A 15,181-nucleotide genomic window follows, 5' to 3' on the forward strand; every position below is an offset into this window, starting at 1 on the left:
ATTGAAATTTATGTAGCGCAATCGATTGCGCAAGGACAATGGGCAGTTTTATATCATAAAAAACATGAACAAACACGAATAAACCTATCTTTGCAATGTCGTTGAGGATCTGCGAAGAACCCGCGACAGCCCTAAGACCAAGGACGAACCAATAACTAATAAGTACATAAATATTAACTTTTAATTAATGCAAAATGAAACAGGTGAGCATTAGATGCCCGTTTAGGTTTGCTGCATTATTGGTCAGCATATTCCTATCGGTAGGTGCCTTTGCACAGATTACTGTCAAGGGCCATGTGAATGACGACACCGGCGAGTCGGTCATCGGCGCGACGGTGCGCGTGGAAGGTGCCCAAGGCGGCACGGTTACCGACTACGAAGGTAATTTTACTATCAAGGCCCGTGAGGGAGCTAACATCAACATCACTTATGTAGGCTACCAGCCGGCAACGGTCAAGGCAGCGCCCTCGGTGCTTGTGGTGCTGAAAAGCGACGCGCAGGTGCTCGACAACGTGGTGGTGATCGGCTACGGCACGGTGAAGAAGAGCGACTTGACAGGGTCGGTGACGGCCTTGAAGCCCGATTCAAAGAACAAGGGCCTCGTGGTCAATGCCCAAGACATGATCCAGGGCAAGGTGGCCGGCGTCAATGTCATATCCAACGACGGTACTCCCGGTGGCGGCGCGCAGATACGCATACGCGGCGGTTCGTCGCTCAACGCCAGCAACGACCCCCTTATCGTGATTGACGGTATGGCTATGGACAACGACGGAGTGAAAGGACTGTCGAACAAGCTGTCGATGATTAACCCCCAAGACATCGAGTCGTTCAACGTATTGAAGGATGCTTCGGCCACAGCCATCTACGGTTCGCGCGGTTCTAACGGCGTAATCATCATCACGACCAAGAAGGGGCGCAAGGGCCAGAAGCCCACTGTGTCTTACTCGGGAAGCATGACAATAAGCACAAAGAAGAAGACTGTCGACGTGCTTGACGCCGATGGGTACAGGTCGCTCATAGAGGATATCTATGGCGTGGACAGCGAGGCATACAGCGCCTTGGGCACCGCCAACACCGACTGGCAGGACCTTATCTACCGCACGGCGTGGAGCCACGACCACAACGTTACGTTGTCTGGCGCGCTCAAGAACCTGCCTTACCGCGTTTCTGTGGGCTATACCAACCAGGAGGGTATCCTGAAGACATCAGACTTTGAGCGCGTGACGGCATCGATCAACCTCAACCCGTCATTGCTTGACGACCACCTGACAATGAACCTCAACGCCAAGGGCATGTATGCGCGCACGCAGTATGCCGACGGTGGCGCCGTGGCGGCTGCTGTCAAGATGGACCCGACGCAAGACCCCTATAGGTTTACATCCAAGTATCACCAGGATTTGCTGTATGACAGCACGAATGACATCTCGTTGGTTCCATATACTCTCAAGAATTTCGGTGGGTATTTTGAGTGGACAACCACCGCTTCGTACGGCGACTCTTCGTGGAAGAACACTTACAACAGCACGGCCGAGATACCAAACCCGATGGCGCTGTTGTATGAGCGCGAGGACATTGCCCACAGCCGCGCGTTCGTGGGCAGCGCAGACATTGACTACAAGGTGCACGGCTTCGAGGACTTGCGCCTGCACCTGACGCTTGGTGCCGACATATCAAAGGGACGCCAGTCGTTGGCTTCGAGCCCGGCTTGCCCGCGCACAATGTATTACGGAAGTTATGGCGCCGAGGAAATACTCAAGCGCAACCTCTCTCTCAGCGCATACGTGCAATACTACAAGGACTTCAACGAGGAGCATCACTTCGACGTCATGGCCGGTTACGAGTGGCAGCACTTCTGGAAGAGCACCAGCAACGACTACGTAGGGTATTACCGGATGACTAACGACGACCTTACACTGCGCGGAACAGCACGCCCCCACACTCCGTACAACGACAAGACGGAGAGCTACCTGGTGTCGTTCTTCGGGCGAGCAAACTATATTCTGCTCAACCGCTATTATCTCACTGCCACTGTGCGCCGCGACGGTACCTCACGCTTTAAGGAGCACTGGTCTACATTCCCGTCGTTTGCCTTTGCATGGAAGGTCAACGAGGAGTCGTTCCTCAAAGACGTCAACTGGCTGTCTGACTTGAAGCTGCGCCTGGGATGGGGTATGACCGGACAGCAGGCCGGAGAGAAAATTGACAACTACAACTGGATCCCGTCGTACTCTATAAGCACCGGCACCAACGGATTCTATCCCGTGACAGGCACCGGCGTGCTCTACAGGCCGAACAACTATACACCAGAACTGAAGTGGGAGACAACCACGACATACAACGTCGGGGTGGACTTCGGCATTCTCGACCAGAAGCTCACGCTGAGCATCGATGGATATTATCGCAAGACGAAAGACTTGCTCAACTATGCCCCGCTTGCCGCAATGGCCGGATTCAGAAACCAGGCTTGGCAGAACATCGGTACGCTCGAGAACAAGGGCTTGGAAATATCGGCAGACTGGAAGGCCATAACAACCAAGGACTTCTATTGGAACATCAACTACAACCTCACATTCAACAAGAACGAGATCACTGACCTTACGGGTGTGTCGGAAAACGGGGCCCCGGTGGCCAACACCGACATCAAGGTGGGACAGGGAACAGGCTCGTACCTGCAGTACAACCAGGTGGGCTATCCTTGCAACTCGTTCTATGTTTACCAGCAGGTGTACGACAGCAACGGCAATCCTATAGAGAATTTGGTTGTCGACCGCAACGGCGACGGCAAGATAAGCGAAGACGACCGCTACCTCTACAAGAGCCCGGCACCCGACGTGACGATGGGTCTGTCTTCACGTATGGAGTGGAAGAACTGGGACTTCGGCTTCTCGCTCAGGGCCAGCTTCGGCAACTATGTGTATGACGGAATACTCGCCGGATGGAGCAACATGAACAAGGGAGAGGTGTTCTCCAACTCGCTCAAGTATCTGTCCAACCGACCCGTTGACGCTTTGGCACGCAACTGGCAGACTTATGAGATGACAGCCAAGATGTCTGACTACTATGTTAAGAACGCTTCTTTCCTGAAGTGTGACAACATTACTCTCGGCTACAGCTTTGAGAACCTGTTCAAGATTGGTTCTTACAAAGGTCTCTCTGGACGTATTTACGCAACCGTTTCGAACGTGTTCACTATATCAAAGTACAATGGAATTGACCCGGAAATAAACAACGGATACGACAACAACCTCTATCCGCGTCCTATTTCGTATATCCTGGGCCTGAACTTGAATTTTTAAATAGACTACAATCATGAAAAGATATATGAAGAACTTGGTTTCAACAGCGGCCATCGGCCTTGTGTTTGGAATCGTATCTTGCACGGGCGACCTGGATGTAACACCAATAAGCCCCAACATTGATACTGAATTAAATGCTGACGGACTGTTCAACAAGTGCTATGCCAACTTTGCCCTTGCCGGCAATGGCGGCGCCAACGGCGACTGCGACATCGACGGTCTGGATGGCGGAACGACGGGATTTGTGCGCCAATTGTTCAACTCAAACGAGCTGACAACCGACGAGGCTATTTGTGGCTGGGGCGACGACGGCGTGGCAAGCTTCTGCTATAACTCATACAATGCCTCGCACCCTATGCTGAAGGGATTCTATTACAGGCTTACAACAGGCATATCTTATTGCAACAGATACCTTGAGCTGATAGGCGACGCCGAGCCGACAAAGCGTGCCGAGGTGAGGTTCTTGCGTGCATTCCAGTACTATCTGCTCATGGACGGGTGGGGAAATGTGCCTTTCACCACAAAGTCGCTGGACAAGCCGGTGCAGTATTCAAGGGCCCAGATGTTTGAATGGATTAACAATGAGCTCGCCGAGATAGAGCCTGACTTGTCTGAACCGAAGGCTAAGAAATCCTCAGACCAGGGATATGGCCGCGTAGACAGGGCCGCTTGCTGGCTGCTGCAGGCCCGCATGGCTCTCAATGCAGAGGTTTACACTGGCACCGCTCAGTGGTCGCAGGCTAAGACTTATGCCAACAAGGTGATGACATCATCATATAGGCTGAACACTCAGGGAGTGGGTGGATGGACTGCATACCAGATGCTTTTCATGGGCGATAACGGCGAGACCGACGCTGCTTATGAGGGCATTTTCCCGTTGCTGTGCGACGGTCTGAAGACCACAAGCTGGGGTACGTCGCTTTTCCTGATGGCTGGATGCTTCGACAACAAGATGCATGCAAACCCCAAAAACCTCAATGCGACAAACGGAACCGACCAAAACTGGGGTGGAAACCGCGCGCGTCCCGACTTGATCAGGAAGTTCTTCCCCGACAAGTCTGCCGATGTGCCGCAGGTAGCGTCGTATGATATGTATGTGGCAGCAGGCGACGACCGTGCTCTCTTTGACGGAATCGGACGCACTTTGGACAACGACGACGTTTCGACATTCACCAGTGGATATGCCGTTGCCAAGTTTACGAACTTCAAGACCAATGGTGCTGCAGGAAGCGATGCTACATTCCCCGATGCAGACTTCTTCTTGATGCGCGTCGCCGAGGCTTACCTGACATACGCCGAGGCCGATGCTCGCTTGAATGGAGGCAAGACATCTATCGACGGAACCAAGGCTATCAATGACATTCGCAACAGAGCTCACGCCTCAACCCGAAGCGAATCAGCCTCTTATTCGTTGTCTGAGATATGTGACGAATGGAGCCGCGAGTTCTACTTTGAGGGCCGCAGGCGCACTGACCTGATTCGTTTCGGACGTTACGGTGGCAACAACAACTACAATTGGCAATGGAAGGGCGGCGACAAGGCTGGCCGCAACTTCGACTCACATCTGAATATCTTTGCCATTCCAACAGAAGAGTTGACCGCTAACAGTAATCTGAAGCAGAATCCTGAGTATTGATTCAGCATTTGAGTATGATTAATTTAATTAAAGATAATAGCGATGAATAAGATAATAAAGTCAATGTTGATGATGGTGGTGGGGCTTGGCTTGCTTACAGCCTGCTCCGACGATACGGACTCTAACCCGACTGTTGTTACACCAACAAAGTTTGTCCTGAATACACCGGCGGCTGCGAACCAGCCCATCGACCTCACCAACTCAACAACGGTGAACCTGACTTGTTCACAGCCAGACTACGGTTTCCCGGCAAGTACAGGTTATACAGTGCAGGTGTCTTTAAAGTCCGACATGAGCGACTCTATCGAGATAGCACAGGTTTTTTCGTCGGTGAACATCAATCTGGATGCTTACACATTGGCAAGCGCCCTCACACAGCTTGAGCTTTCTGAAGGAAAGACCGAGCAGGACTTCCCGCTTGTGAGCAAGGTTTATTTGCGCCTGAAGGCACAGATGCTTACCAGCACCAACTCTCCTGTGCCTGGCACGGAGATTCTCTCAAACGTGATTAGCTTGGACAAGGTCATGTTCGAGTTCTCTCTGCCCCCTGTTACTGTGCCAGAGAAACTTTATGTCATGGGCAACTTCACCGATGGTAAGTGGGACAAGGCCGTCGAGATGGTCATGGTTAATGGCACTACCAATGTGTTCTGGGCCATGGTATATGTTGATGCTGACGGCATCATGTTCAACTCGGCCATGGCTTACGATGGCAATGAGGTTGGATATGCAGGATTGAACTCAGTGTCCGGAGACCTTGCAAGCCAGATAAAGGATAATGGCGGCAAGATAGCATCAGACAAACCACAATGGACACTCATGGTTGTCTCTGCGTCAGTGTCGGGCCGTACAATCCTTTACGACGTTCAGTTCTTGAAGCCCGAGGTATGGCTTATGGGCCCGTGCATCGGCGACAAGGACTGGAAGGAGCAGAATCCTGCAGGTCTTTTCAGTGTTCCTGCAGACGCCAAGGGTTCGTTTGAGTCGCCCGCCTTCACGGGAGCAGTGCCCGGTGGCGATGGTGACGGAGTGCGCGTTTACGTCAAAGTGCCCGGATATGATTGGTGGAAGTCTGAGTTTATCGTTATTTCAGGCAAGATAGTTTACCGCGGCACAGGTGGCGACCAGCAGCGTGTGGCAGGTTCTGTCGGCCAGAAGATGTATCTGAACTTCGCTACCGGCACCGGCGAAATTAAGTAATAACAACTTTATATTGACGAATTATGAAAAGGAAATCATTATATGCGCTGACAGGTTTAGTACTGTTAAGTATGGCATCATGTTCTGATGATTATACTGATTGGGCCAATCCGCAGTCGAGTGCGCAAGAACCGGCTATCACAATACCTGGTTTTTCTTCATCATACGTAGGTGATGCAAGTTATGTCGTAGACTTGTCGGCAAGCGAGTCAGACAGCGTTAAACTGTTTTCATTGGCCGTTCCGGCTCTTCCAGAGGGTTACTCGGTTGAGAACGTGCGTGCTGAATTGCTTGATGGCAACCAGTCCAAGCAGGTGCTTAACGGTGATGTCAACGGCAGGGTGGCAACAGCCGAGCTCCAAGACGCTGTGGTCACGTCTTATGGCAAGCGTCCCACGGCACGTCCTTTTACCGTGCATATATATGCCAATGCCACGAAGAATGGCGAGGCTGTGTTTGTTGATGCCCGTTCTTTTGAGGCAAAGGTGTCTCCTTCAGCTCCGTATCGCATCGACGATGGGTATTATTTCCAGTATGGCGATAACAACACTGCTGAGTTTACCCACAGCAGTGCCGATGTCTACGACGACCCGGTGTTCACCGTTACGGTGAAGACAACCGAGGACAACGCCACTTGGCAGATAGTGTCGAACGCTGCTACCAACGATGTAGGATTGTATTTCGGCCCCGAAAAGGATGGCAGCACCGAGCTCAGTGGCAAGCTCGTGTCTGAGAACGCCGGCAAAGGCGTGCTCGGGAAGGCAGGTCACTACCGCATAACCATCAACATGTGGGAGCGCACTTATGCCATCGAGGCATTGAACTTTGCCCCATACATATACGAGATTGGCAACAACACCAGTTGGTCGTCGACCATTCCGCTTGCCGGTGTGAACTACGACGGCACCTACCGTGGCTTTGCTTACCTCAACGGTGAATTCAAGTTCAAGCCCAACCCTGCCGACAACTGGACCGGCGACTGGGAGAAGGCTTCGGGCGACGCTTACTCTGGAACTCTCACCGAGAACGGAAGCAGCAACATCGACGCGCCTGAGACAGGCTTCTATATGATGGATGTGAACATCGTTTCGATGACATACAACCTCACCCGCATCAACACCATCGGCCTCATCGGCGATGCTACGTCTGGCGGATGGGACACTGACACAGAGATGACGTACGATGTAAGCGAGGGATGCTGGACTGTCACCACGTCGCTTGTTGACGGCAAGTTCAAGTTCCGTGCCAACAAAGGCTGGGACATCAACTGGGGCGGAAGCACAGACAACCTTACTTCCGGTGGCAGTGACATCAGTGTGTCTGCCGGCAATTACACCATCAAGCTGTATCTGTCGTGCGAAGGCATGAACCATTGCACCATGACAAAGAATTGATTTCTTTGTTAAGAATAGAGGGGAGCTCCGTTGTAACCGGCGGAGTCTCCCTTTTTTCAATTGCATCTTTTTAAATTTATAACCTAAAACGACCACATGCGAAAACCATTACTTCTTTTGGCCCTGGCTGCTTCTGTCTGTGCGGTTGCCCAGCAACGGCTGCTCGGTGGCGACATATCTATGTTGCCGTCATACGAAGAGAGCAAGGCTGTCTACCGTGATTCGGAAGGCAAGGCTGTCAAACCGCTTGAAATGTTCAGCCAACTTGGTTGGAATGCCATGCGCGTAAGGCTGTTTGTCGACCCCGGGCTGGCCCCCGCCGACCACAAGGATGAAGGAGTGTGCCAGGACATCGGCTACGTCAAGCGTCTGGGCGCAATGATAAAGCGAGCCGGTTTCCGGTTTATGCTCGACTTCCATTACAGCGATACATGGGCCGACCCGGGCAAGCAGTTCATGCCAGCACGTTGGTCGGGAGTGCCTCGGACGGCTCTTCCCGACAGCGTCTATGCCTATACCCGAGCAAGCCTTGAAGCATTGGTCGGTGCAGGTGCAGCCCCCGACCTCATACAGGTGGGCAACGAGATAAGCAACGGCATGATGTGGCCCGAGGCAAAGACATCGCCATTCGACGATGCCAACCAGCAACTCTTCGGCAGCCTGCTTGCCGCCGGTTGCCGTGCCTGCCGCGATGTGTGCCCTGAAGCAAAGGTTATCATCCACACAGAGAAGGCCGGCGACTGGGCATTCACCAAGGCGTTCTATGACCGTCTGGCCACGCTCGACTATGATGTCATTGGCCTGAGCTACTATCCGATGTGGCACAAGGCCGTGGGAGTGCTGTCGGCAACACTCGATTCGCTTGCGGTGCGTTATCCCGACAAGCCCGTCATGATTGTCGAGACGGCTGCCTACTACTCTCACGCCAACGACCGTTGGGCAGCCTCGCCCGACCAATATGCCGAGTTTTATCCCATCAGCATCGACGGGCAGCGCATGTTCACACGCGAACTGGTGGCCGAATTGCGCCGCCATGCCAATGTCACCGGACTGTTCTGGTGGTTTCCCGAGGAGAACGGCAGCTGCGGCAGTATGATGGGCAATTGGATCAACCGCGGACTCTTTGACAACCGCACCGGCAGGCTGCTGCCGGCGGTGTATGATTTCATGGGGTTCATCGGTGAGTAGGCCCGTGTCTCCGTCGCTTTCCGTTGCACATCGGTTTTATGGTAGACTCTTTTAAGAGATGTACAAATAGCAATTCAATTACTAAAAACAAAACCTTTTATGAAAATATTCAATTCTCTTTTGGCTTCGATGCTGCTCTTTCCGGCTTGCTTGAATGCACAAGGCTGGCCGGCCAACTATGGTGGCGTGATGCTGCAAGGGTTCTACTGGGACTCGTTTGTAGACACACAATGGAGCAACATCGAGTCGCAGGCCGACGAACTGTCCGAGTTTTTCGACCTCGTTTGGGTGCCCCAGAGCGGCAACTGCAACACAACCTACAACGTGATGGGCTACACCCCGGTGTTCTATTACGACCAGAACAGCAGTTTCGGAACCGAGTCGCAGTTGCGCTCTATGATTTCGGCGCTCGGCAAACGCGGCGTTGGCGTCATTGCCGATGTCGTTGTCAACCACCGTGGCTCGCTCGGTGTGGGCGGTTCGTGGGTTGACTTCCCGGCCGAGACCCACAACGGCGTGACATACCAGATGGGTCTTGCCGACATTTGCCGTGATGATGATGGCGGAGCTACGGCCCGTCTGTACAACGTCACCGGGGCGGCAGACACGGGCGAAGACTGGAGCGGGATGCGCGACCTTGACCATACGTCTAAGAATGTGCAGGACAATGTCATTGCCTACTTGCGTTTCCTGAAAGACGAGCTTGGTTATGCCGGCTTCCGTTACGACATGACCAAGGGCTATGCTGCCAAGTATACGGGCCTCTACAACTCTACCGTTGCACCCCAATTCTCGGTCGGCGAGTATTGGGATGGCAACGCCACATTGCTGCGCAACTGGGTCGACGGCACCATGGTTGACGGCAAGCCTCAGTCGGCTACGTTTGATTTCGCCACCCGATATGCCATCCGCGATGCCTGCAACGGCGGTAACTGGAGCAAGCTCTCGGGCATAGGACTGGCTTCTTATCGTGACTACAGGCGCTACGCCGTCACGTTTGTCGAAAACCACGATACGCAATACCGCGATGCCTCCAGCCCCGGCGACCCCGTGCGCTCGTATGTCGAGGCTGCCAATGCCTACATACTGACCATGCCCGGCACGCCATGCGTGTTTCTTTCTCACTGGAAGGGTTACAAGAATGCCATAAAGCAGCTTGTGACGGTGCGCAAGATGGCCGGCATAACCAACCAAAGCACCACCCGGGTGCTCAACAACTCCTCTTCACTTTTTGCTGTCGAGGTTACCGGCAACAAGGCCGGCGTCATTGGGGTCTATGGCACAGGGGCATATACAGCGCCTGCTGGCTACAAGCTCACGGCGTCAGGCAACGGTTACAAGGTATATGTGTCAGGTTCGGCCGAGTCGCCTTGGGTTAGTGCACCGTCGGGCACGTATGATGGTGCTTTCAGTGTCATCCTGTCGGCAATCAGCGCCGATGCCTCGGCACGCATTGTCTATACCACCGACGGCACCGAGCCAACGGCCTCGTCGGCATCGCTGCCCGATGGCGGCAATGTCAGGATAACCGCCACAACCACGCTCAAGGCTGGCTTGCTCAGCGGCGGCGTGGTGAGCAACGTTATCACGCGGCATTACGCCATCGAGCCTTTCGAGGCCCACAAGGCCACGGTCTATGTGAAAGACCCGGGGTGGAGCTCGCTATATCTTTATGCCTGGGCAAACGATGCCGCCTCGACACAACTCAACGGCGCATGGCCCGGCAGCAGGGTTACGGCCACCTGTGACATCAACGGCGAGCGTTGGTATTACCAATCGTTTGATGTTGCCACGTCCGATTATTCGTTTAACGTGATATTCGACCAAGGCAGCAGTTCCGGCCAGACAGTAGACATAGGCCCGATATCCGAAGACAAGTATTACGTCATATCCGAAGGGATGACCAACGGCAAGTATACCGTTACCGATGTCACCGGCAATTACTCGGCCATAAGCGGTGTCGTGGCCGGCGACCTTGCCTCGCAAGGCCCTGTGAAAGTCTACACCGTGGGCGGCCAGTTGCTGCGTGTGGCCCCTGCCGGCACCTCTGTCGCAAATGCCGTTGACGGCCTTGGCAAGGGCATCTATATCGTAGGCGGAAAGAAAGTGGTAAGGTAAACCAACCCAACCCTGCTTTTTATGAGAATCAAAATCATCGTTGCGGCGCTGGCGTCAGTACTCCTGATGCCGGCGTCGGCACATAAATATGTAGGAGGCGACATTTCGTTGCTTGCCGACTACGAGGCTCATGGCGCCCAGTATTACGACGCCTCGGGGCAGCCCATTGCCCGGTTGCTGCCGTTCTTCGGCCGTCAGGGGTTGAACGCCATGCGCCTCAGGCTTTTCGTCGACCCATCCAAGGCCACAGATGCCGAGAAAGGCGAGGGCGTGAAGCAAGACCTTGACTACGTGAAATCCCTCGGTCGGCGCATAAAGGATGCCGGTTTTTCACTGTTGCTCGATTTCCATTACAGCGACACCTGGGCCGACCCTGCCAAGCAGTTCACCCCCGACGCATGGCGTGGGCTCAGCGGCGACGCCCTCAACGAGCGTCTATATGATTACACGCGCAACGTGCTTGAGGAGATGGTTGCGGCCGGGGCAGCCCCCGACCTCATACAGACCGGCAACGAGATAAGCTACGGCATGCTGTGGGGGCCGCGTTATGATGAAGGCTCGTTGCAGCGTTATTATGCCGTTGGCGGCACCGAGGCAACCGAAAAACGCTTCACCTCCCTTCTTGCCTCTGCCATCAGGGCGTGCCGCGAGATATGCCCTAAGGCCCGCATCGTGCTTCACACCGAGCGCGTGGCCCAACCGTCGTATCTCACCGCCTTTTATGATGACATGGATGCGGCCGGGCTCGACTACGACATCATAGGCTTGAGCTATTACCCTTACCACCACGGCCCGCTCCAATCGCTTGATGCTGCGCTCACAACGTTGGCGGAGCGCTTCGCCGACAAAGAGGTGATGATAGTCGAAACGGGCTATTACCATGCGTGGCAACCGTCGGATGTTTACTTCGACTACTCTTCTGTCTACCCCATTAGCGAGGCCGGCCAGAAGGCGTTTGCCGACGACTTGGTGGACATGCTCAGCCGTCACGGCAATGTTACCGGACTGTTCTGGTGGTTTATGGAGGCCAACGAGTGTGGACTCGATTGGTCTACCAACCGCGTTACCGACAATTGGTATAACGCCGGACTGTTTGACAACCAGACCGGGAGGGCCATGCCGGCATTGTCGTCGCTGGCCCGTTTTAATGTGACTGCAGGCATGGCGGGCCATGCTGTCGGCGGCGGTGTCGGCGGCGGTGGCCCGGTTTACACCTTGGGCGGTGTGCGTGTGGCTTCAGGCAATGGTGCCGGCCAGTTGCCGCCGGGCATATATGTAACCTCCGACGGCCGGAAGTTTAGCATTGGCCGTGGCCACGGCGGTGTGGCCGAATAAGCTGTAGGCACACCGGGCCGCCTACGGCCGGGGCTACTGCCGTGTGGCTTGGGAGGCGCGAGAGGCTGTCGATGACATTAGTGTGGATGCCAAACGGTATCATGACAAGGCCGCAGGCTAAGAAAAAAAAGGAGAGCCGGGCAGTTGGGAAGATGGCTTGTGTATTTATGCATGCCGGCATAGCAGTCTTTAGCCATACAGCCGCCGGCAGTGCATGCCGTAAGGCTGTCGTTGCCCTACAGCCTCATGTAAAGCCAAAGTCACAACCCCTTGGCTCTCCTTTAGCCCAATCTGCCATTTTGGTTTACAAGCGGTTTCGCCATGTAGGCGTGCCGCTTGTTTTTCAACATTGTCGGAAACGTAGCGCATGGCGCCATGAATAGCGGCCCGACATGTCATCTGCAAATGATGCGTAGCGGTTGTTCAGCACGCTGACAGTGTGGATGCTGCCCCTTGCCGGTATGTAGGCCAGGCATTGTTCAAGTAGTATCAAAATCATTGAAGCATCATCTGTTTCGCGTCGGGCAGCTCATTGCCCGCAGCAGGCATGCCGTAGCTCCTGCGTTCCCTCGGGGTTGCGGCCCGCTCCCGTCAGGCGTTGTCATGTATGCTCCTGATGGCCTTTGCCGGCACTCCGCCTACAATCGTGTCGGCAGCCACGTCTTTTGTCACCACAGCTCCGGCGGCAATGATGGCGTTGTCGCCCACGGTCACGCCGGGAAGTATGGTAACGTGGGCGCCTATCCACACCCCCTTGCCAATCACTATCGGCGCGTGCGTCATGTTCTGCCTGTCTTCCGGTTGGAAGCCGTGGTTCAGCGTGGCCATCATTGTGCCCGGGCCTATCAGGCAACCGTCGCCGATGAAGATGCCGCCTTGGTCTTGAAACTGGCAGCACGAGTTGATAAACACATTCTTGCCAAGGTGGATGTTCTTTCCGAAATCGGTGTAGAACGGCGGAAACATGCGGAATGTCGGGTCGACGTTGCTACCGGTTATTTTGCAGAACAGCCCCACAATCTCCTCGTCTGTGTGATAGTTGGTGTTCAAGTCCATGAGCACCTTCCTTGTCTGTGCGGTTTGTTCGCGCATGAATGTAATCATCTCGGTGCCTTCGAGCGGTTTGCCTTCGGCTATCAATTGTTGGAATTTCTCTATTGTCATTGTTTTTCCTGTTTGTTGGTTCAGTTACCTGTAGGCTGTCGTGCCGCCGTATGTAAGTAGGTGTTCAAAATTAATTGCCATCAAATTGTGCGCTATTTCGGAGATGCATGCCAAAGTCCGAAGAGAGAGCGTAGCGGGCTACGCGACCGATGAGACTTTGGTATGCGGCCCGAAAGAGCACACAAGATAGTGGCAAAGATATGGAGGACACCTGCAAGGTCTATTGTGTCGGTTAATTTTGAACAGCTACTTATGTCAATACATTTGCAGCGTGCTTCCCTGACAGCGGTGTCGCCGCTCTCCTTGCGTATAAGTCATGAGGATGTGGTTCACTGAAGTGACGGCCCAACCATCGGCAAATCAAACTTTATATTGCCTTACGTTGCAATTTAACTTCTTGTTCGAAGTGCAACGCAGCGATAACTCCGTCTGTCTCATTCCAACTCCCCAAACATCGCATTCACTTCTTTTCCGGGTTGGGGATGTCCTCGTCGGTTGTTTCAAGCTTGAAATATACAGGGCGGAACCCGTCGTTGCAGCAAGCAATGGCAGTGTGTGGCTGGCGGCACCAGTTGTCGAAGAAGAAACTCTCGACCCCGTTTTGCAGAGCGAAAATGTATTGGTGCATACACTTCCAAGCCGTATTGCACAGTCCGGGCGGGCAGTCGATGCCTGCATAGAACACCTGGCCGTCTTTCAGCCTGCCGCAAGGGCCGAGCCCGTCGCATCCGTATTCGGCAGCGATGTCGGCCTTGAACTCCCTCTTCAATACCGTAATCTTTACTTTCTTCATTGTTTTATAGATTTTGTTTAGTTTTGTTTTTATTGGCCAGGGCCCATCACGTGGCTAAGCCATGGCCCCGTGCGGCCGTTGCGGCGCGGAGCGTTGTGGCAGTAGGCCCATGCCGGCTGCAAAGTTAATGACAAGGCGCTAAAAAGTCTGTATACGCATTGCCGTCAAACATACCATTATTACTGATATTCACGTCAAGCCTCGCTTGTTTCGCCTCAGGGCTGTTTCGTAGGTTTTATTTCGTCCACAATGTCAAACTCGGTGGCCTTTGGGTCGAGGTCAGAGTAAGCGTTTCTCAGGTCATCTTTTGTTATGGTGACATCGCGGTCAACCTCGCGCGGGTTGTCGAGCGTAGTGTGGAAGAACAGCCAGTCGTAAGTCTGCTTAAGGTAGAGCAATCGGGCCAGGTCGCCGTGCGATGCCCCCGGCACCCAGTCGTAGCGCAGCAGCCCGTCGTTGCCCGACTCCTTTATGGCCTCTACCACAGCCTTCGACTGGCTTACGGGCACGGCCCTGTCGGCTGTGCCGTGCAGAATCCACAGCGGTATGCGTCCGAGCCCGCCGAAGTCTTTGAGCGTGCTGCCCCCGCACAGGGCCATGGCTGCGGCCACACGGTCGGGGTAAGTGCCGGCGAAGTCGAGCGTGCCGTATCCGCCGAGGCTCATGCCAATAACATAAACACGCGTGGTGTCTATGTCGTGGCGCGCCTCCACCCAGTCGAGCACGCGCGCAATCTTGTCGGGGCGCCATGCTCCGCCGGGGTTTTGCGGGGCAATCACCATGCAAGGATAGTAGCGGCCTTTGGCTATGGCGTGCAGCAGGCCGTAGCGGCGCACCCGCTGCATGTTGTTGCCGCATAGGCTTGCCCCGTGCAAGAAGATTATCACCGGCACACGGCGGTGGTCGGTCACGTATTCGCTTGGGGCGTAGAGCCAGAAGTTGTAGCCTCCTTCCACCACATTGCGCATGGCTGCCAGCTGTCCGTGTTGGGCGTGGGCCGCCAGTGTGGCGAGGGCTATGATGATGGTTGTCAACAGTCGTTTCATGTCGTTGTGCG

At 54.3% G+C, this 15,181-nt stretch carries 11 protein-coding genes; 7 read left to right on the forward strand and 4 right to left on the reverse strand.

All coding sequences use genetic code 11. The features are described 5' to 3' along the window. The first annotated feature begins 194 nt into the window (after nucleotides 1-194). The 7 genes from M3089_RS04970 to M3089_RS05000 all read left to right on the forward strand — a co-directional run bounded on the left by M3089_RS04970 (nucleotide 195) and on the right by M3089_RS05000 (nucleotide 12,167). Nucleotides 195-3,296, forward strand: a complete 3,102-nt coding sequence (locus M3089_RS04970; RefSeq protein WP_249082111.1) for a SusC/RagA family TonB-linked outer membrane protein — start codon at nucleotides 195-197, stop codon at nucleotides 3,294-3,296. 13 nt (nucleotides 3,297-3,309) lie between these two features. Next, complete coding sequence (locus M3089_RS04975) at nucleotides 3,310-4,932, forward strand: RagB/SusD family nutrient uptake outer membrane protein (RefSeq protein WP_249082113.1); 1,623 nt, start codon at nucleotides 3,310-3,312, stop codon at nucleotides 4,930-4,932. A gap of 42 nt (nucleotides 4,933-4,974) precedes the next feature. Further along, on the forward strand, nucleotides 4,975-6,132 hold the full coding sequence (locus M3089_RS04980; RefSeq protein WP_205110735.1) for a SusF/SusE family outer membrane protein: 1,158 nt from the start codon (nucleotides 4,975-4,977) through the stop codon (nucleotides 6,130-6,132). Nucleotides 6,133-6,203: 71 nt separating this feature from the next. Then, the gene (locus M3089_RS04985) at nucleotides 6,204-7,526 is read left to right on the forward strand and encodes an Outer membrane protein SusF domain-containing protein (protein ID WP_249082115.1); all 1,323 of its coding nucleotides are present in this window, start codon (nucleotides 6,204-6,206) and stop codon (nucleotides 7,524-7,526) included. A gap of 96 nt (nucleotides 7,527-7,622) precedes the next feature. Next, entirely contained in the window at nucleotides 7,623-8,714 is a 1,092-nt protein-coding gene (locus M3089_RS04990; protein ID WP_249082117.1) for a glycosyl hydrolase 53 family protein, read from the forward strand. A gap of 99 nt (nucleotides 8,715-8,813) precedes the next feature. Beyond that, nucleotides 8,814-10,832, forward strand: coding sequence for a chitobiase/beta-hexosaminidase C-terminal domain-containing protein (locus M3089_RS04995; protein ID WP_249082120.1), 2,019 nt, complete (start codon nucleotides 8,814-8,816; stop codon nucleotides 10,830-10,832). 21 nt (nucleotides 10,833-10,853) lie between these two features. Next, the gene (locus tag M3089_RS05000; protein WP_249082123.1) at nucleotides 10,854-12,167 is read left to right on the forward strand and encodes a glycosyl hydrolase 53 family protein; all 1,314 of its coding nucleotides are present in this window, start codon (nucleotides 10,854-10,856) and stop codon (nucleotides 12,165-12,167) included. 343 nt (nucleotides 12,168-12,510) lie between these two features. Here the strand turns inward: M3089_RS05000 and M3089_RS05005 are convergent, their stop codons facing one another. The 4 genes from M3089_RS05005 to M3089_RS05020 all read right to left on the reverse strand — a co-directional run bounded on the left by M3089_RS05005 (nucleotide 12,511) and on the right by M3089_RS05020 (nucleotide 15,170). Beyond that, nucleotides 12,511-12,666, reverse strand: a complete 156-nt coding sequence (locus tag M3089_RS05005; protein ID WP_249082125.1) for a hypothetical protein — start codon at nucleotides 12,664-12,666, stop codon at nucleotides 12,511-12,513. A gap of 92 nt (nucleotides 12,667-12,758) precedes the next feature. Next, nucleotides 12,759-13,331 (reverse strand): DapH/DapD/GlmU-related protein, encoded by a 573-nt coding sequence (locus M3089_RS05010; protein ID WP_249082127.1) that lies wholly within the window; start codon nucleotides 13,329-13,331, stop codon nucleotides 12,759-12,761. A 460-nt stretch (nucleotides 13,332-13,791) separates the two neighbouring features. After that, on the reverse strand, nucleotides 13,792-14,124 hold the full coding sequence (locus M3089_RS05015) for a TIGR04076 family protein (protein WP_249082130.1): 333 nt from the start codon (nucleotides 14,122-14,124) through the stop codon (nucleotides 13,792-13,794). Nucleotides 14,125-14,339: 215 nt separating this feature from the next. Beyond that, nucleotides 14,340-15,170 carry a carboxylesterase family protein gene (locus M3089_RS05020; RefSeq protein ID WP_249082133.1) on the reverse strand — a complete coding sequence of 277 codons (831 nt, stop codon included), beginning with the start codon at nucleotides 15,168-15,170 and terminating at the stop codon, nucleotides 14,340-14,342. Nucleotides 15,171-15,181: the final 11 nt, after the last annotated feature.

The organism is Marseilla massiliensis (assembly GCF_023336985.1).
Taxonomy (GTDB): domain Bacteria; phylum Bacteroidota; class Bacteroidia; order Bacteroidales; family Bacteroidaceae; genus Prevotella; species Prevotella intestinigallinarum.